We start from the raw sequence: 18,409 nt of genomic DNA, 5'->3' as shown, positions 1-18,409 counted from the left end.
GCAAAAAACCCCGCGACCTGCAAAGGCGCGGGGTTTTTGTTTGCGGCTATGCGTTGAGCTCGTAGCTCGTGCTGCGCCCGCCCCCCTCCGCCTTGCGCAGCACGCCGCGCGTCAGCAGGTCGTTGATGTCGCGTAACGCCGTATCGGACGAGCATTTGGCAATCGCCGCCCACTTGCCGCTCGTGAGCTTGCCGTCGAAGCCGTCGAGCAGGCGGTTCAGGAGCTTGACCTGGCGCTCGTTGAACGGCGTCGTGGCCCACTCGCGCCAGAAGCGCGCCTTGGCGAGCACGGCGTCCAGCGTGATTTGCGCCTGATCGACCGCGCGATGCAGCGCGTCGAAGAACCAGGCGAGCCACAGCGTGACGTCCAGCGAGCCGCGCTGCGTGCGCTCCAGAATGTCGTAATAGCCCTTGCGCTCCCGCTGAATCTGCGCGGAGAGGCTGTAAAAGCGCTGCGCGCTGCCGTCCGCACGCGCGAGCAGCAGGTCGCCGATGGCTCTTGCCACGCGGCCGTTGCCGTCGTCGAACGGGTGCAGCGTGACGAACCACAAGTGGCCGAGGGCCGCCTTGATCAGCGGCGGCTCTTGCGCCGGACCGTTGAGCCAGTCGAGAAAGCGCCGCGTTTGGGCTTCCAGCCGGTTCGCAGGCGGCGCCTCGAAATGCACGCGTTGACGGCCGATCGGCCCCGAGATCACCTGCATGGGCCCGCTCGCATCGTCGCGCCATGCCCCGACGTTGATGCGCGACAGGCCCGCGTAGCCCGTAGGAAAAAGCGCAGCGTGCCAGCCGAACAGGCGCTCGCGCGTGACCGGCGCGCGGCTGTTGGTGGTCGCGTCGAGCACCATCTCCACCACGCCTTCCACGTGGCGGTCCACCGGCGCGAGCGCCCCGATGTCCACGCCCATGCGGCGCGCGATCGACGAACGCACCGAGGCGACGTCGAGCTGCTCGCCCTCGATCTCGCTGGTTTTGAGCACGTCCTCCGTCAGGGCCGCGAGGCTCGCCTGATCGCGCAGCGCGAGACCGACATCGGCCAGCCTGCCCACCAGCAGGCCCTGGGCACGGCTGACCTCGGCCATGGGCTCGGCGAGCGCTGCCAGATCGAAGCGCCACTGAGGCCAGTCGCCGGCTTGCCAGATGTAGGTGTAATCGCCGCTATTCATGCGGCGATTATGAGACGTATTCGCCGCATGCACAAGTTAATCACCGCACAAAATGCGGCGATTAACGTCGCTATTCACCGCAAGACGGCGCCGGGCGGCGCCCAAAAGGAAAAACCCCCGGTCCGCACTCGCATCGAGGCAGGACCGGGGTTTTTCCGCCGGGGCGAGTTGCCCTGCCCTGGCGTCAACCGTCCGCGAAGTTTGCGAGGCGCGTTAGCCCACCCACTTGCGCGCGTTCTGGAACGCACGCATCCACGGGCTCGCCTCGCCCCAGGCTTCGGGGTGCCAGCTCATCGTGACGGTGCGCTGCACGCGCTCGGTGTGCGGCATGAGCACAGTGAAGCGGCCGTCGGGCGTCGTGACCGACGTGATCCCTTGCGGCGAGCCGTTCGGATTGAGCGGGTAGGCCTCGGTTGCCTGGGCGCGATGGTCGACGTAGCGCATCGCCACCGCGACCTTCGAGATGTCGCCCTGCTGCGAGAAGTCCGCGAAACCTTCGCCGTGCGCGACCGCCACCGGAATGCGCGAGCCTTCCATGCCGTTGAAGAAGATCGACGGCGAGCCCTGCACTTCCACCAGCGAGAAGCGCGCTTCAAACTGCTCCGACTTGTTGCGCGTGAACTTCGGCCAGGCTTCGGCGCCCGGGATCATCGAGGCGAGGCTCGACATCATCTGGCAGCCGTTGCAGATACCGAGCGCAAACGTGTCCTGACGCGCGAAGAACGCCGCGAACATGTCCGCGAGCTTCGCGTTGAAGCGGATCGTCTTGGCCCAGCCTTCGCCCGCGCCCAGCACGTCGCCGTACGAGAAGCCGCCGCAGGCCACCGCACCCGCGAAGTCGGCGAGCGTGGCGCGGCCTTCGAGCAGGTCGCTCATGTGGACGTCGTGTGCGTCGAAGCCGGCGCGGTCGAACGCATACGCGGTCTCGAGGTGCGAGTTCACGCCCTGTTCGCGCAGGATCGCCACACGCGGACGGGCACCCTTGCCGATGAACGGCGCAGCGATGTCCTCGGCCGGATCGAACGTGAGATGCGGCTGCATGCCCGGATCGGCGGCGTCGAGCAGCGCGTCGTATTCGGAATCGGCGCACGCGGGGTTGTCGCGCAGACGCGCGATGCGCCAGCTCACTTCGCTCCACACGCGTTGCAGCTCCGCACGCGGCGCTTCGTAGATACGCTTCGCGTCACGGTAGATTTCGATCGAGTCGCGATTGTTCAGCGTGCCGATCACGTGCGAGCACACCGAGAGGCCATGCTGACGCAGCACGCCCATCACGACGTCGCGCTGCTGTGCCGGCACCTGGATCACGGCGCCCAGCTCTTCGGAGAAGAGCGCGCGCAGCGTGCGGTCTTCGCGGCGGCCGCTCGTCTGCTTCGCCCAGTCCTTGGCGTCGCCGTAATCGGACTCGTGCTCGTTGTCGAGCGCGAGCATGTCGACGTTCAGCGACACGCCCGTGTGGCCCGCGAAAGCCATTTCGCAGACCGTCGCCCACAGGCCGCCGTCCGAGCGGTCGTGGTATGCGAGCAGTTGCTCGTTCGCGTTCAGTTGCTGGATGGCCGTGAAGAACTGCTTGAGGTCTTCGGCGCTGTCCACGTCGGGCACCGCGTCGCCGACCTGCTGCGTGACCTGCGCGAAGATGCTGCCGCCCATGCGGTTCTTGCCGCGGCCCAGATCGATCGCGATCAGCACCGACTCGCCCGCCTCGTCGACGCGGCGCAGTTGCGGCGTGAGGTGGCGGCGCACGTCGTCGACCGGCGCGAACGCCGAGATGATCAGCGAAACCGGCGCGACCACTTCCTTCGCCACGCCTTCCTCGTTCCACTTCGTGCGCATGGAGAGCGAATCCTTGCCCACCGGAATGCCGATGCCCAGCGCCGGGCACAGATCCATGCCGATCGCCTTCACGGTGTCATAGAGCGCGGCGTCCTCGCCCGGTGCGCCGCACGCGGCCATCCAGTTCGCGGAGAGCTTGAGCTTGTCGAGCGACAGAATCGGCGCGCTGGCGATGTTGGTGATCGCCTCGCCCACGGCCATGCGGCCCGATGCGGGCGCATCGATCACGGCGAGCGGCGTGCGCTCGCCCATCGTCATCGCTTCGCCCTTGTAGCCGGCGTAGTCGAGCGCGGTGATCGCGCAGTCGGCCACCGGCACCTGCCACGGGCCGACCATCTGGTCGCGCACCGTCGTGCCGCCCACCGAGCGGTCGCCGATGGTGATGAGGAACGACTTGCTGCCCACGGTCGGGTGGCGCAGCACGCTCTTCGCGACTTCGTCGAGCGAGACGCCCGTGACTTCGACCGGCGCGAGCGGCACGCTCGCGTGCTCGACGTCGCGGTGCATGCGCGGCGGCTTGCCGAGCAGGATGTCCATCGGCATGTCGACGGGCTGGTGGCCGCCGTTGGCCGCGAGCGCCTGCTCGTCGGTGTCGATGAGCTTCAGGTCGCGCGCGTCGGTCGCGACGCCCACGACCGCGAACGGGCAGCGCTCACGCTCGCAGATCGCCTGGAACTCCGCCAGATCGGCGGGCGCGATCGCGAGAACGTAGCGTTCCTGCGATTCGTTCGACCAGATTTCGCGCGGCGAGAGGCCCGACTCTTCGAGCTGCACCTTGCGCAGTTCGAAGCGCGCGCCCTTGTCGGCGCCGTCGACGAGTTCCGGGAAGGCGTTCGAAAGGCCGCCCGCGCCCACGTCGTGAATGCTCAGGATCGGGTTGCGCTCGCCCAGCTGCCAGCACGAATTGATGACTTCCTGCGCGCGACGTTCGATTTCCGGGTTGCCGCGCTGAACCGAGTCGAAGTCGAGTTCGGCGGTGTTGGTGCCGGTGGCCATTGAGCTGGCCGCGCCGCCGCCCATGCCGATGCGCATGCCCGGGCCGCCGATCTGGATCAGCAGCGTGCCGGCCGGCAGGTCGTGCTTGTGCGTGTGCTGCGCGCTGATGTTGCCGAGGCCGCCCGCGATCATGATCGGCTTGTGATAGCCGCGCACGGTGCCCGCCACGTTCTGCTCGTAGGTGCGGAAATAGCCGCCGAGGTTCGGGCGGCCGAATTCGTTGTTGAACGCGGCGCCGCCGAGCGGGCCGTCGATCATGATCTGCAGCGGCGATGCGATGCGGTCCGGGCGGCCGTAGGCGCCCTGCGTGTCGGCGGGATTGCGCAGCGCGACCGGCACGGCCGCGTCGCGGGCGTCTTCCCATGCTTCGCGCGCATCGGGCAGGTCGAGGTTCGAAACCGTGAAGCCCGTGAGGCCGGCCTTCGGACGCGCGCCGCGGCCCGTCGCGCCTTCGTCGCGGATTTCGCCGCCCGAGCCCGTGGCCGCGCCCGCGAACGGCGAGATCGCCGTGGGGTGGTTGTGCGTCTCCACCTTCATCAGCGTGTGCGTGAGTTCGGTGTGGCGGCCATATTGCTCGCCCGGCGTGCCGTCGGCGTGGTTCTTGCGCGGGAACCAGCGCTCCGCGACCGCGCCTTCCATGATCGACGAGTTGTCCGAGTAGGCAACGATCGTGCCCTGCGGGCTGATCTTCTCGGTGTTGCGGATCATCGCGAAGAGCGACATATCCTGATCCTGGCCGTCGATCGTCCAGCTCGCGTTGAAGATCTTGTGGCGGCAGTGCTCGCTGTTGGCCTGCGCGAACATCATCAGCTCGACGTCGGTCGGGTTGCGCTCGAGCTTCTTGAAGTTGTCGACGAGGTAGTCGATTTCATCGTCGGCGAGCGCGAGGCCCAGTTCGCCGTTGGCCGTTTCCAGCGCCGCACGGCCGTGGCCGAGCACGTCGACCGTCTGCATCGGGCGGGCCGGCAGTTCGTCGAACAGATGCAGCGCTGCGTCGCGCGAAGGCGCCACGCTTTCCGTCATGCGGTCGTGCAGCGCCGCGGCAACAGCGGCATGCGCCTCTTCCGACAGCGTCTTCTTGCCGCCGAGCAGGCCCGACTTGAGCACCACGGTGTATTCGACGCCGCGTTCGATGCGGCGCACCTGCTCGAGGCCGCAATGGTGCGCGATGTCCGTGGCCTTGCTCGCCCACGGCGACACCGTGCCGAAGCGCGGCACGACGAGGAACGTGAGCGCGCTGCCGCGCTCCTGCGGGGCCGCGAACGGCGCGCCGTAGTGCATCAGCGCTTCGATCTTCGCGCTGTCGTCGGCGGAGAGCTGCGCGGCCGAATTGACGAAGTGCAGATACTGGCCGTGCACGCCGACGATATTGGCGTCGATACGCTGAAGCGTCTCGAGCAGGCGGGTCTGACGGAAGTCGGAAAGGGCCGAAGCGCCGGGGAAACACGAGAAGTGGGCCATGGACTGGGGCGTTGCGTCGAGGTTGCGTCAGAGTTGCGTCGCGGCTTCGCCTCGCGCGAAACACGTCGCAAGGTGGCGATGCGTCGCGCGGGGGATGGCGACGGTCAGGCGAAGGGAGACCGCGATTATAACCCGGAAGGCCTGTCCTGACCGCCCCGGCGGCCACGCGCAACGCGTGTGGCAAGCCGGCCTCGCGCATGGCGATGCTCACGCTTTCGCTGCTATGATTGCGCGTTTCGTCTGATCGGCGCACCCGGGCATGGCTTCGGCGCGCCGCACGCCCCACCTTCGGCAGGACGCCCTCACCCGAGCGAGCGCCACCTGCCTGCAGATCGTATCGTCATGGATGTCATCGTCATCGGCGGCGGAATCGCCGGCATCGCTACCGCCTGGCAGCTGCGCGCGGCCGGGCATCGCGTCTGCGTAATCGAACGCCACGCCACCGTTGCGCAAGGCGCGACCTACGGGCATAGCGGCATTGCGCTGCCCACGCCGCTCGACGTCTGGTTCGGCCCCACCTTCCTGCGCAATGGCCGTCAATCGTCCGGTGGCGTGATCAGCAAGACGGGCTGGCGCGGCCACGCACACGGTTTCGTCAAGCGCCTCGCCACGCTGCACGGCTCCGAGGCGTTCGCCGGGCGCTATGCGCTGCTGCGCCCGCTCATCGATTCGGCGCAAGCGGCGCTCGCCGACATCGACGCGCGCTTCCAGCTCGACTACGAGCAGCGCGACGGCCTGCTCTACCTCGTGCGCGGCAACGACGAATGGTCGCTCACGCAACCGGCCCTCGAGCTGCTGCGCCGCTTCGAGACGCCGCATCACGCGCTGTCGCCCGCGGAATGCGTGGCTTTCGACCATGCCATCCCCGCCGATCCGCCGTTTGCGGGCGGCGTGCGCTTCGAGACCGGCCGGGTGGCCAACTGCCCGCTCTTCGTGAAGCTGCTCAAGCAGGTGCTCGACGCCCAGGGCGGCGTGCAGTTCGAGATGAGCCGCGAGGTCAATGCGATCCGCCTCGAAGACCGGCGCGCGGCCGTGGAGCTCGCGCCGCCTGCGCACGAAGCGGGCCGCTCGCGCGACGTCGAAGTGATCTCGGGCGATGCCGTCGTGGTCGCCGCGGGCGCGCAAACGCCGCGCCTCCTCGCGCCGCTCGGCCTCAAGATGCCGTTCTATCCGCTGCGCATGCACACGCTCAATTCGCCGGTGGCGCACGAGGAATGCGTGCCGCAGACCACGATCGTCGACGCCGGCAAGCGCATCGCCATCGCGCGCATGAATCATCGGCTGCGCATATCGGGCGCCGCTGTGCTGCTGCGCGCACAGGAAGTCGACGACGCGCTGCCCGAGGCGCTCACCGAAGACGCCCTCGCGCTGCTCGGCGAGGCGTCGCGCGACTGGGCGCCGGGCGCCGCGCGCATTTCGGCCGCGCTTGCCTGGGAGGGCATGAAGCTGCTGTCCGCCGACGGCCTGCCCGCGGTCGGCAACGTGAACCATCCGCGCCTGTACGTCAACGCGGGCCACGGGCCGGCAGGCTGGGCGCTTTCGCTCGGCTCGGCGAGGCTCATCGCCCAGCAGATTTCGAACACGGCGCCCGACCTGCCGGCCGATACCATCAAGGCGCTCTCGCCGGGCCGCGATTGAGCGGTGGGCGGCGTTGCCGCGCCGCCATGCCGGTCACCGCGCTTCTCGGGCGTGCCGTCCGAGGGCGTGCTCGGGTATCGTTGCGATGTCGCCTCTGAGGACCGCATCGTCATGTCGCACGCTCCCCACTCCTCTGGCGCCGGGCAACCGGTGCTCGTCTACCCGCACGATCGTGCGGTCCCGCTGCTTGCCGTCGAACAGCTGCGCAAGGCCGAAGTCGCCGCGCAGTCGGCCCTACCTGCCCACACGCTGATGGCGCGCGCGGGCGCCGCTGCCGCGCACTTCCTGAGCGAGCAGCTCGCGCATGCGCCCTCGTCGGCGAGCGACAAGCCGGTCTGGTTCGCCGCCGGGCCCGGCAACAATGGCGGCGACGCCCTCGTCGTCGCTACGGAGCTGCATCGCGCGGGCGTCGCCGTGGCGGTCTGCATGCCCGTCGAGGTCAAGCCCGACGACGCACGCTGGGCGCTCGCCGAGGCGCGTGCGGCGGGCGTGCCCATCGCCGCGTCGGCGCCCGCATCGTTCGACGCCTACGGCTGGCTCGTCGACGGGATGTTCGGCATCGGTCTCGCGCGCGGGCTCGACGGCATGTTCGCCGAGCTCGCGGAAACGCTCTCGGCACGCGCGCGCAGCCACGGCGACGTGCTCGCGCTCGACGTGCCGAGCGGCCTCGACAGCGACACCGGCAACGTGGTCGGCAGCGGCCCGGCGGTGCACGCGACCCATACCGTGACGTTCATCGCCGCCAAGCCCGGCCTGTACACGGGCGTCGGGCGCGACCACGCAGGCGCCGTCGCAGTCGCGCCTATCGGCATCGACACCGAAGACACGCCGGGCGCCGTGCGCCTGAACGCGCCGGCGCTCTTCGCCGCCGCCCTGCCCGCTCGCGACTTCGCCACCCACAAGGGCACGTTCGGCACGCTCGCCGTCGTGGGCGGCGACACGGGCATGTGCGGCGCGCCGATTCTCGCGGCGCGCGCGGCCCTGCTCACCGGCGCGGGCAAGGTTCACGTGGGCTTTCTCGGCAGCGACGCGCCGCCCTACGACGCGCCGCACCCCGAACTCATGCTGCACGCGGCGGCCAGGCTCGCGCTCGATGCGATGGACGCCGTCGCGGCGGGCTGCGGCATGGGCGGCAGCGCGTCGGCACGCCAGCTCGTGGACGCCATCCTGCGCCTTTCCGCCCCTGTGCTCCTCGATGCCGATGCACTCAATCTCGTCGCGCGCGACGAGGCGCTAGCGGCGCACGTCGCGCAGTCGGCGCCCGCGCGCGGCGCGCCTTGTGTGCTCACGCCGCATCCGCTCGAAGCAGCGCGCCTGCTCGGCTGCGACACCGCCGCGGTGCAGCGCGATCGCCTCGCCGCGGCGCGAGCGCTTGCCGCCCGCTACGCGGCGGTTGCCGTGCTCAAGGGCAGCGGCACCGTGGTCGCCGCGCCCGACGGACGCGTCGCCGTCAATCCCACCGGCAACGCGGGCCTCGCCACGGGCGGCACCGGCGACGTGCTCGGCGGCATGATCGGCGCGCTGCTGGCCCAGCGCGTGCCGCCCTACGAGGCCGCGCTCGCGGGCGTCTACCTGCACGGCCTCGCCGCCGACACGCTGTGCGCACAAGGCGACGGCCCCGCGGGCCTCACGGCCGGCGAACTCGCGCCAGCGGTGCGCAAGCTCATGAACCGGCTCTTTTACGCGCCGTCTCATGCCGCCTGAAGCCGCATCCCGCGCGTCCGTTCGCGCGGCACGCGGCTTGCTTCACGACGACGCTCGCGCCACCTCCCGCACGCGGCACAGCCGCAGGCATTACAACGCTGCGCAGTGTCGCGCGAGGCCGCTATACTGATCCTCCGCACGCCACCTTGCACCCAAGGCGGCCCGTGCTTCCCCGCGGCGCGCGAAGCGCGTTCGGCCTGACCGGCGAACCGCACCTGCCGCCCTCCATTCGTGATCCCTCGCTAGACGAACATGACGAATCCGCTCCCCGCCTGGTCCGCGCTACAGACGCATTACGAACAGATCCGCGACGAAAAGCTGCGCGACTGGTTCGCCCCCGCCAACGACCCTGCGCCGACGCGCGCCGAACGCTTCACGTTCGCAGGCGCCGGCCTCGGCGCCGACTTCTCGAAGAACCGCATCACCGACGCCACGCTCAAGCTGCTCGTGCAGCTCGCTCGCGAGGCCGGCGTGGAAGCGCGCCGCGATGCGATGTTCAAGGGCGAAGTCGTCAATCCGACTGAAGGCCGCGCGGCGCTGCACACCGCCTTGCGCGCCACCGAAGCCGACGCCCCGTTCCACGCCCAGATCGCCGCCGAGCGCGCGAAGATGGCGAAGTTCGCCGACGCCGTGCGCAGCGGCGCATGGACCGGCTACACGGGCAAGCGCATCCGCCATGTCGTGAATATCGGCATCGGCGGCTCAGACCTCGGGCCGAAAATGGTCGTGCATGCGCTCAAGCATCTCGAGCTGCCCGAGATCACCTCGCACTTCGTCTCGAACGTCGACGGCGCCGACCTGTGGCGCACGATCGAAAACATCGATCCGGAAGAAACGCTGGCGATCATCGTGTCGAAGACGTTCACGACGCTCGAAACCATGGCCAACGCGCTGTCGATGCGCGACTGGTTCGTCAAGCACGGCTGTCCGCAAGGCGAACTCGCGAAGCACTTCGTGGGCGTCTCGGCCAATCCGTCCGAAGTCGTGAAGTTCGGCATCGCCAAAGAGAACGTGTTCGAGATGTGGGACTGGGTGGGCGGCCGCTATTCGCTGTGGTCGGCCGTGGGCCTCTCGATCATGATCGCCATCGGGCCGCAGCAGTTCGACGAACTGCTCGCCGGCGCGCACGACATGGACAAGCACTTCCGCGAAGCGCCGCTGGAAAAGAACCTGCCCGTGCTGCTCGGCATGATCGGCATCTGGTATCGCAACTTCTTCGGCTCGCAGAGCTATCTCGTTGCGCCCTACTCCGAAGCGCTGCACTTCCTGCCTTCGTATCTCCAGCAGCTCGAAATGGAGAGCAACGGCAAGTCGGCGCGCCTCGACGGCAAGTTCGTCGATTACGCGACCTCGGCGATCACCTGGGGCGAGCCCGGCACGAACGGCCAGCACGCGTTCTTCCAGATGCTGCACCAGGGCACGACGATCGTGCCGATCGACTTCATCGCCGTGCTCACACCAGAGCATCCGCTGGCCGACCATCATCCGAAGCTGCTCGCGAACTGCTTTGCGCAGAGCGAGGCGATGATGCTTGGCCGCACCGAGGAAGAAGCGAAGAAGATTGCCGGCGCGGACAAGCCCGAACTCGTGCCGCACATCATGTTCCCCGGCAACCGCCCGACCACCACGTTGCTCGTCGATGCGCTCACGGCCCGCTCGCTCGGCGCGCTCATCGCGCTCTACGAGCACAAGGTGCTGGTGCAGGCTTCCGTGTGGGACATCAATCCGTTCGACCAGTGGGGCGTGGAACTCGGCAAGATCCTCGGCAAGGTGGTCGAAGCCGACCTGAACGCCGCAAGCGCCGATGTGAAGCCGCACGATTCGTCCACGGCCGCGCTGATCGCGCGCGCCCGTGCGGCGCTCAAGCGCTAACTCGCGGGGAACCGGCGTGCGCATGCACTGTGCACGCCGTTCACCGGTCAGGCGCTAACGCCCGGCTTCGACATTGTTCGCGTTACGAGAGGATGCCGCGCCATGCGGCGCGTTGGGCACGCGGTGGCCCGCTTCGATCGTGATGATGGCGTCGCAGCGCTGCGCGAGATCGACGTCGTGGGTGACGAGCACGAGCGTCGCGCCGTTGGCGCGATTGAGTTCGAACATCAGGTCGATGACGGCGTGGCCCGTGGCGGCGTCGAGGCTGCCGGTGGGCTCGTCGGCGAACAGCACGGCCGGGCGCGTCACGAACGCGCGGGCGAGCGCCACGCGCTGCTGCTCACCGCCCGAGAGCAGCTTCGGGTAGTGGCCCGTGCGCTCGGCAAGACCCACGCGCTCGAGCAGCGTGCGCGCGCGGGCGAAAGCATCACGCGTCGACATGCCACCCTGCAGTTCGAGCGGCAGCGCGACGTTCTCCAATGCGGTGAGATGCGGCATCAACTGGAACGACTGGAACACGAAGCCCACCGAGCCGTTGCGCAGCGCCGCGCGCTGATCTTCGGCCATCCCGGTAAGCTCATGGCCGAGCAGGCGCACCGAACCCGCGCTCGCGCTGTCGAGGCCGGCCAGCAGGCCGAGCAGCGTCGACTTGCCGGAACCGGAAGCGCCGACGATCGCCACGCTCCCGCCGGCCTGCACGGTGAGGTCGATGCCGTCGAGGATCGTCAGCTCGCCGGTGGCGTCGGTGACCCGCTTGCTCAAACCCCGTACTTCGATGACTGGATCGCTATTCATTCGCACATGATGACGCACAGGTTAGCCGTGAACCAGAAGCGCGCCGCGCGGCGCGCCACCCTTTCCCGCGCCCGGTCCCGCTTCAGCGCGTTTGCCGCTATCGCCGCCTTGACCGCTGCCGTCTTGCTCGGCGCCTTCTATGGCACGACCGGCACCGCGCTCGCGGCCACGCCCGTCTCCACGGCCAACGCGGCGACGAACCCCGCCGCCACGGCAAAACCGAACATCGTCGTGCTCGGCGACAGCCTTTCCGCCGAATACGGCCTGCCGCGCGATACAGGCTGGGTGGCCCTGCTGCGCCAGCGGCTCACCAGCGAGCGGATCGATTATAACGTTGCGAATGCGAGCATCAGCGGGGACACGAGCAGCGGCGGACTCACGCGCCTGCCGCTCGTCATGCAGCGCATCAAGCCCGCGATCGTGATCGTCGAACTGGGCGCCAACGATGCACTGCGCGGCGTACCGCTCACGACGACCGACAGCAATCTGCGCGCCATCGTCACGCAGATCCGCAAGGGCGGCGCGAAACCCGTGCTCATCGGCATGTACGTGCCGCCCAACTACGGGGTCGACTATACGCGTGACTTCCACGCCATCTACGAGCGGCTTGCGAAGGAACTGAGCGTGCCGCTCGTGCCCTTTCTGCTAGCTGGCCTCGCCGACAAGCCCGAACTCTTCCAGGCCGACCAGATCCATCCCACCCAGCAGGCACAGCCTTTGCTGCTCGACAACGTGTGGCCAACGCTCAAGCCGCTGCTCGGCAGCGGCGTGCGGCGCTGAGGCGGCAGCTGGGCAAGCGTGCGGGCGTCCTCACCGGGCACCCTTTCTCAGGGCCCCAACCTTGGCGCGTTCAAGCCGCTCGAGCCTCTCAGCCAGCGTGGCGGCGGGCAACCGCGTCGCGCCATTGGCCACCGCTTGCGTCAGACACGCGAGCCCGCGAAGCTTCGCTGTCTGAATCCGACCGACCCTGACTGGAGGGAAGAAGCGTGAAATATTTACCTCTCATTGTCGTTACGGCAGCACTTGCTGCCTGCGCCAATCAGCCAATGCCGAGCGGAGCGCAGTCCGTCGGCACGAGCCAGCAACCGCCTGCAACGGTTGCGCAATGCATCGCACAAAAATGGTCCGACAAGTCGCAGCAGCAAGTCATCTCGCAGTCCGTGCTCGCCAACGGCCAGGCTGTCGACGTCTACGTCCCTGGCCAGCAGCCGCCTAACGGCGCAGCGGCAACGGTACGCCCGGCGTGGAGCGCCAGCGCGAAGACGTGGGTCGGCTTCCGCTCCGGCGGCGGCGCCGGTGGAGACGCCACCAGCGACATCAGCGCCTGCCTCTGATTTCGCGCTCGCCAGAACGCAAAAGCCCCGCAGTGTTTCGCGGGGCTTTTTTTGTGCCGGCTCTCGACGCCGGCGGGCTGATGCGGGTCGGGCTTACTGGGCGCCGTCGCCGTCGCCCGACTGGCTGGCCGAACTGAGCGAGCCGTAGAGCTTCACCTTCGCGCGCTCGCGCAGCGCGTCGAGGTACGCCTGCACCTGCGACTGGCCGTCCACCTGGGCCAGCTGCTGCTGCGCGGCGGCCAGGCGCGGGCCTTCTGCGGCCGGACCGTTGGTCACGCTGTTCACGCGGTAGATCGCGTAGCCGTCGTTGCCGAGGTCCACGCCCACGTAAGCGGGCAGCTTCTGCGAATCGGCCTTGAAGACGGCGGACAGCGCGCTGGGCGGCAACCCCTGGGCGTCGTTGCGCGACACCTTGAGCGCCGACGAGAAGCCGTCGGTCGACTTCGACTTCTGCAGCTCCGCGAGCTTCGCCTCGCCGTCCTTGTGCGCCATGTCGGCGGCCTGCTGCGCGACCACCTTCTGGCGCACCGCATCCTTGACCGCGGCGAACGCGGGCACGGCGGCCGGCTGGTAGTTCGTCACGTGAGCCGAAATCAGCGTGTTGTTGCCGACGTCGATCGCCTGGGTGTTGTTGTGCTGGTTCACCGAGTCGCTCGCGAATACGGCGGCGAGAAATTTCTGGTTGTTCAGCGGGCTATCCGGCGGCAGCGCGGCATTCGGCTTCGGCGTGACCGTGGCCGTCTGGATCGTCAGCTTGTACTTGTCCGCGGCCGGCTGCAGGCTCTTGGCCTGCTCGTAGACCACCGACGTGAAACCATCGCTCGCGTCGGCGAGCAGCTTCGCGGCTTGCTGCGCCTTCACGTCGTTCGTGATCTGCGCCTTCACGTCGTCGAACGGCTTCGTGACCGCCGGCTTCAGGTCCGTGACCTTGACGATGTGATAGCCGAAGTCCGACTGGATCACGTCGCTGATCTCGTCCTTCTTGAGCTTGAAGACCGCAGCGTCGAACGTCTGGCCGCCCGCGATCATGCCGGGGCCGAAGTAGCCGAGGTCGCCGCCCTTCGAGGCCGAACCCGGGTCCTGCGACTCCTTCTGCGCGATCTGCGCGAACTGATCCGGATGCGCCTTCACTTCGGCGAGGATCGATTCGGCCTTCTGCTTCGCGGCGTTGCGCACGTCGGCGCTCGCGTCCTTCGGCACCGTGATCAGGATGTGGCTCGCACGCACTTCTTCCTGCGTGCGATAGTGCGCGATGTTGTCGTCGTAGTACTTCTTGAGATCGGCGTCACTCGGCTGCACGCCGGCGGCAACCGTCGCCGGCGAGAGCACGAGGTACTGGATCTGCGCCGTGGCCGGCGTGGCGAAAGCGTTCTTGTTCGCGTCGTAGTACGCCTGCAGTTGCGCGTCGGTCGGCTGCACCTTCGGCGCATAGTCGCTCGCGTGGAACGCGAGGCCCTGCACTTCGCGCTGCTGCTCCGAAAGGCCCGTGAGCTGCTGCGCGAGCGCCTTCGGCGTGAACGCGCTGCTGATGATCGACGCCGGCAGCTGCTGCATGGAGAGGCTATAGCGCACGCGCTCGTCGTACTGCTCGGGCGTCATGCCCTGCATGGCGAGCAGTTGTTTGTACTGGTCGAGATTGATCGAGCCGTCGGGATTCTTGAGCGACGAGATCACCGGGTCGGCGAGCAGCGCGCGACGCACGGCGTCGTCCGAGGCGGTGAGATGCAGGCGCTGCGTTTCGTCCACGAGCACGCGCTGCTGGATCAGACCGTCGAGGATGTCCTTGCGGTGCTGGGGCGTGTCGAACATGCTCGCGTCGAATTGGGCGCCGAGGACCTGGCGGGCCTGGTCGAGCTGCTGGCGCGCGGCGTTGTCGTACTCGGCACGCGTGATTTTGTGCCCGTTGACGCTTGCGACGTTCGCGCTTTCATCGAAGAAGCCGCGGAAACCTTGAATACCGACGAAGCCCAGCCCTGGCAAGACGACCAGGAGCAGCATGAACATCATCAGGCGTTTGTGATTGCGGAAAAAGTCGAGCATGCGTGACCAGACGTTGATGGCGCCAAAAAATGGAACGCCCGATATTACAACAGCGGCCAACAAAAAAGGCGAACCGGAGTTCGCCTTCTTGTCGAGATATCCTTGGCGGAGCGGACGGGACTCGAACCCGCGACCCCCGGCGTGACAGGCCGGTATTCTAACCAACTGAACTACCGCTCCGTGCGGGTGCGCTACGTACCGGAACCGAAGCTGTGGTGGGTGCTGAGAGGCTCGAACTCCCGACCTACGCCTTGTAAGGGCGCCGCTCTACCAACTGAGCTAAGCACCCAGCTTCATGCTTTCCTGCGCTGCTTCCAGTGCTGCGACTTCTGCTGCGCCACCCTTCAGGTAGCGAGCCCGCTAGTTTAGCGCATCCTTCAGCGCTTTGCCAGGCCTAAATTTGGGCACCTTCGCCGCCTTGATCTTGATCGCGTCGCCGGTCCGCGGATTGCGGCCCGTGCGCGCCGTGCGCTTGCCGACGGCGAACGTGCCGAAGCCGACGAGCGTAACCGAGCCGCCCTTCTTGAGCGTCCCTTTGACGCCGCCGATCACGGCGTCGAGTGCGCGTCCCGCAGCCGCCTTCGAAATGTCGGCTTGTTGCGCAATATGGTCAATCAGTTCCGTTTTATTCATTCCAGCCCCCGAGAATGTGTTTGGGTAAACGTAAGAAAGAAGGTCAACTTATTGGATAGACGTCCCCGCCATAGCGCGGGGCCCGCCCATTTAACGGGGCCGATAGTGCCGTGTCAAGCGGGGTTGAGCCTGATTCGGCGCGGGATTCGAGGGATTAGTCGAGGGAGTATTCGAACAAGTGGGAAATGGCGGAAAAGACCGCTGGTTGTCATCACAACGTCAAGAATCGTGACGCAAATAAAAAGCCCGCGGAGCATGCCGCGGGCTTTCTGGGGTCCAACGCGCCGCGCAGGAGCGCGGCTTGTTGAAGGGGTACTGAAGGTGTACCGAAGGCTTAGTGCTTGACGACTTCCGTCGCGGCGGCATCCTTCGATTCGGCCACGGGCGCCTTGGCATCCTCGGCCTTCACTTCTTCTTCCGGCAGCGGTTGCGGCACACGTTCGAGCGCGAGTTCGAGCACCTTGTCGATCCAGCGGACCGGCACGATTTCGATCGAGTTCTTCACGTTGTCCGGAATCTCGGTGAGATCCTTGACGTTCTCTTCCGGGATCAGCACGAGCTTGATGCCGCCGCGATGCGCCGCGAGCAGCTTCTCCTTCAGCCCGCCGATCGGCAGCACTTCGCCGCGCAGCGTGATCTCGCCCGTCATCGCCACATCGGCGCGCACCGGAATACCCGTGAGCACTGACACCAGCGCCGTCGTCATCGCACCGCCTGCGGACGGACCGTCCTTCGGCGTTGCGCCTTCCGGCACGTGGATGTGGATGTCCTGCTTCTCGAACGCTTCGTCCTTGATGCCGAGACGACGCGAACGCGAACGCACCACCGAGCGTGCCGCTTCGACCGATTCCTTCATGACGTCGCCGAGCGAACCCGTGCGGATCACGTTGCCCTTGCCGGGCATGACCGCCGCTTCGATCGTCAGCAGATCGCCGCCGACTTCCGTCCACGCGAGGCCCGTGACCTGGCCGATCTGGTTTTCCTTCGCGGCCAGACCGAAGTCGTACTTGCGCACGCCGAGGAAGGTGTCGAGGTTGGCGCTGTCCACCGTGACGGCCTTGTCGGCCTTCTTCAGCAGCAGCATCTTCACGACCTTGCGGCAGATCTTCGACACTTCGCGCTCGAGCGAACGCACGCCCGCTTCACGCGTGTAGTAGCGAATGATGTCGCGGATCGCGCCTTCGGTCACCTCGATCTCGCCCGGCTTCAGCCCGTTGTTCTTCTTCTGCTTCGGCAGCAGATAACGCTGGGCGATACTGACCTTCTCGTCTTCCGTGTAACCCGACAGACGGATGACTTCCATCCGGTCGAGCAGCGGCGGCGGGATGTTCAGCGAGTTCGACGTGGCGACGAACATCACATCGGAGAGGTCGAAATCGACTTCGATGTAGTGGTCGGCGAACGTGTGGTTCTGTTCCGGATCGAGCACTTCGAGCAGCGCCGACGACGGATCGCCGCGGAAATCCATGCCCATCTTGTCGACTTCGTCGAGCAGGAAGAGCGGATTGCGCACGCCGACCTTGGCCAGGCTCTGCAGGATCTTGCCCGGCATCGACCCGATGTACGTACGACGGTGGCCGCGGATCTCGGCTTCGTCACGCACGCCGCCCAGCGCCATGCGCACGAACTTGCGGTTCGTTGCGCGCGCAATCGACTGCCCGAGCGAGGTCTTGCCGACGCCCGGAGGCCCGACGAGGCACAGGATCGGCGCCTTGACCTTGTCCACGCGCTGTTGCACCGCGAGATACTCGAGAATGCGTTCCTTCACCTTCTCGAGACCGAAGTGGTCTTCGTCGAGCACGGCTTCGGCGTTCGAGAGGTCGTTGTTGACCTTGCTCTTCTTGCGCCACGGGAGGCCGATCAGCGTGTCGATGTAGTTGCGCACGACGGTGGCTTCCGCCGACATCGGCGACATCAGCTTGAGCTTCTTGAGCTCGGCGTCGGCCTTCTTCTTGGCTTCCTTGGGCATGCGCGCGGCCGTGATGCGCTTCTCGAGTTCTTCGAGATCCGCACCCTCTTCGCCTTCACCCAGTTCCTTCTGGATGGCCTTGACCTGCTCGTTCAGGTAGTACTCGCGCTGGCTCTTTTCCATCTGGCGCTTCACGCGGCCGCGAATGCGCTTCTCCACCTGGAGAATGTCGATTTCGGCTTCGAGTTGCGCGAGCAGGTGCTCCAGACGCTCCACGACCGGGAACATCTCGAGGATGTCCTGCTTCTGGTCGAGCTTGAGCGGCAGATGCGCGGCGATGGTGTCGGCAAGACGACCGGCCTCGTCGATGCCTGACAGCGACGTCAGGATCTCCGGCGGGATCTTCTTGTTGAGCTTCACGTACTGGTCGAACTGCGAGACGATCGCGCGGCGCAGCGCTTCGGTTTCTGCGCTGTCGGCGTGGTCCGGTTCGAGCGGCATCACTTCGCACGAGAACTGCGTTTCCTGCTCTTCGATGGAAAGCGTCTTCGCGCGCTGCAGCCCTTCCACGAGCACCTTCACGGTGCCGTCGGGCAGCTTGAGCATTTGCAGGATGTTGGCGACACACCCTACTTCGTACATGTCTTTTTCGGTCGGCTCATCCTTCGCGGCGGTCTTCTGCGCGACGAGCATGATGTGCTTGCCGCCTTCCATAGCCGCTTCGAGGGCCTTGATCGATTTCGGTCGGCCCACGAAAAGGGGAATCACCATATGCGGGAAGACTACGACGTCTCGCAGCGGCAGCAGCGGGAGCGTGGTGCGTTCCGGCGGGAGGAGTTGGGTTCCTGACATTTCATTTCCCCATGAGTGGAATCAATTGTTCGGTAATTGAGGCCTGAGATACCGATTGCAAGCCTCGCGCGTGTGGGAAAAGTTCAGTGACTCCAAAATAGTGCGCCATCGACCACAAGATTAAACGAAAAAGCCGTTCATCCCATTGTATGAACGGCCCTTTTCCGGAACTCTTTAGCC

The 18,409-nt window shown here is 66.9% G+C and carries 10 protein-coding genes, 2 tRNA genes and 1 pseudogene; 5 read left to right on the top strand and 8 right to left on the bottom strand.

Annotated features, from left to right (window positions below):
• Positions 1–46: 46 nt before the first annotated feature.
• The gene (locus tag AB4Y40_RS00325; RefSeq protein ID WP_368685991.1) at positions 47–1,162 is read right to left on the bottom strand and encodes a Fic family protein; all 1,116 of its coding nucleotides are present in this window, start codon (positions 1,160–1,162) and stop codon (positions 47–49) included.
• Between the two features lie 213 nt (positions 1,163–1,375).
• Entirely contained in the window at positions 1,376–5,452 is a 4,077-nt protein-coding gene (gene purL / locus AB4Y40_RS00320) for a phosphoribosylformylglycinamidine synthase (RefSeq protein ID WP_368685990.1), read from the bottom strand.
• 342 nt (positions 5,453–5,794) lie between these two features.
• Here purL and AB4Y40_RS00315 point away from each other — a divergent pair, with 342 nt between their 5' ends.
• The 3 genes from AB4Y40_RS00315 (at position 5,795) to pgi (ending at position 10,666) form a co-directional block, all read left to right on the top strand.
• A complete protein-coding gene (locus AB4Y40_RS00315) occupies positions 5,795–7,090 on the top strand; it encodes an FAD-dependent oxidoreductase (RefSeq protein ID WP_368685989.1) in 1,296 nt (431 codons plus the stop codon).
• 111 nt (positions 7,091–7,201) lie between these two features.
• A complete protein-coding gene (locus AB4Y40_RS00310; RefSeq protein WP_368685988.1) occupies positions 7,202–8,794 on the top strand; it encodes an NAD(P)H-hydrate dehydratase in 1,593 nt (530 codons plus the stop codon).
• A 252-nt stretch (positions 8,795–9,046) separates the two neighbouring features.
• Entirely contained in the window at positions 9,047–10,666 is a 1,620-nt protein-coding gene (gene pgi, locus AB4Y40_RS00305) for a glucose-6-phosphate isomerase (protein WP_368685987.1), read from the top strand.
• A gap of 54 nt (positions 10,667–10,720) precedes the next feature.
• On the opposite strand, the gene AB4Y40_RS00300 is transcribed toward pgi, so the two are convergent.
• The gene (locus AB4Y40_RS00300) at positions 10,721–11,467 is read right to left on the bottom strand and encodes an ABC transporter ATP-binding protein (RefSeq protein WP_368685986.1); all 747 of its coding nucleotides are present in this window, start codon (positions 11,465–11,467) and stop codon (positions 10,721–10,723) included.
• 21 nt (positions 11,468–11,488) lie between these two features.
• Between AB4Y40_RS00300 and AB4Y40_RS00295 the strand changes: the two genes are divergently transcribed.
• Together AB4Y40_RS00295 and AB4Y40_RS00290 are read left to right on the top strand one after the other, a co-directional pair.
• On the top strand, positions 11,489–12,241 hold the full coding sequence (locus tag AB4Y40_RS00295; protein ID WP_368685985.1) for an arylesterase: 753 nt from the start codon (positions 11,489–11,491) through the stop codon (positions 12,239–12,241).
• A 206-nt stretch (positions 12,242–12,447) separates the two neighbouring features.
• A complete protein-coding gene (locus tag AB4Y40_RS00290) occupies positions 12,448–12,795 on the top strand; it encodes a hypothetical protein (RefSeq protein ID WP_368685984.1) in 348 nt (115 codons plus the stop codon).
• Between the two features lie 93 nt (positions 12,796–12,888).
• Here AB4Y40_RS00290 and AB4Y40_RS00285 read toward each other — a convergent pair whose 3' ends face one another.
• The 5 genes and pseudogenes from AB4Y40_RS00285 to lon form a co-directional block, all read right to left on the bottom strand.
• Positions 12,889–14,835 carry a SurA N-terminal domain-containing protein gene (locus tag AB4Y40_RS00285; RefSeq protein WP_368685983.1) on the bottom strand — a complete coding sequence of 649 codons (1,947 nt, stop codon included), beginning with the start codon at positions 14,833–14,835 and terminating at the stop codon, positions 12,889–12,891.
• 103 nt (positions 14,836–14,938) lie between these two features.
• Positions 14,939–15,015, bottom strand: a tRNA-Asp gene (locus tag AB4Y40_RS00280).
• A gap of 33 nt (positions 15,016–15,048) precedes the next feature.
• Positions 15,049–15,124 (bottom strand) — tRNA-Val (locus tag AB4Y40_RS00275).
• A gap of 71 nt (positions 15,125–15,195) precedes the next feature.
• Positions 15,196–15,486, bottom strand: a pseudogene (locus AB4Y40_RS00270) (HU family DNA-binding protein); the annotation flags it as partial.
• A gap of 316 nt (positions 15,487–15,802) precedes the next feature.
• Positions 15,803–18,229: an endopeptidase La gene (gene lon / locus AB4Y40_RS00265; RefSeq protein WP_368685982.1), complete on the bottom strand. Its 2,427-nt coding sequence runs from the start codon at positions 18,227–18,229 to the stop codon at positions 15,803–15,805.
• Positions 18,230–18,409 lie beyond the last annotated feature (180 nt).

The sequence above is a fragment of the Paraburkholderia sp. EG287B genome, from assembly GCF_040965595.1.
Lineage (GTDB): Bacteria > Pseudomonadota > Gammaproteobacteria > Burkholderiales > Burkholderiaceae > Paraburkholderia.
Note: the sequence above shows the minus strand (reverse complement) of the source record. Positions and strands in the feature narration are given on the sequence as shown.

Bases quoted from the DNA above. Each gene is read 5' to 3' on its own strand.
- AB4Y40_RS00325 (WP_368685991.1), bottom strand. From the start codon at position 1,162: ATGAATAGCGGCGATTACACCTACATCTGGCAAGCCGGCGACTGGCCT.
- purL (WP_368685990.1), bottom strand. From the start codon at position 5,452: ATGGCCCACTTCTCGTGTTTCCCCGGCGCTTCGGCCCTTTCCGACTTC.
- AB4Y40_RS00315 (WP_368685989.1), top strand. From the start codon at position 5,795: ATGGATGTCATCGTCATCGGCGGCGGAATCGCCGGCATCGCTACCGCC.
- AB4Y40_RS00310 (WP_368685988.1), top strand. From the start codon at position 7,202: ATGTCGCACGCTCCCCACTCCTCTGGCGCCGGGCAACCGGTGCTCGTC.
- pgi (WP_368685987.1), top strand. From the start codon at position 9,047: ATGACGAATCCGCTCCCCGCCTGGTCCGCGCTACAGACGCATTACGAA.
- AB4Y40_RS00285 (WP_368685983.1), bottom strand. From the start codon at position 14,835: ATGCTCGACTTTTTCCGCAATCACAAACGCCTGATGATGTTCATGCTG.
- lon (WP_368685982.1), bottom strand. From the start codon at position 18,229: ATGTCAGGAACCCAACTCCTCCCGCCGGAACGCACCACGCTCCCGCTG.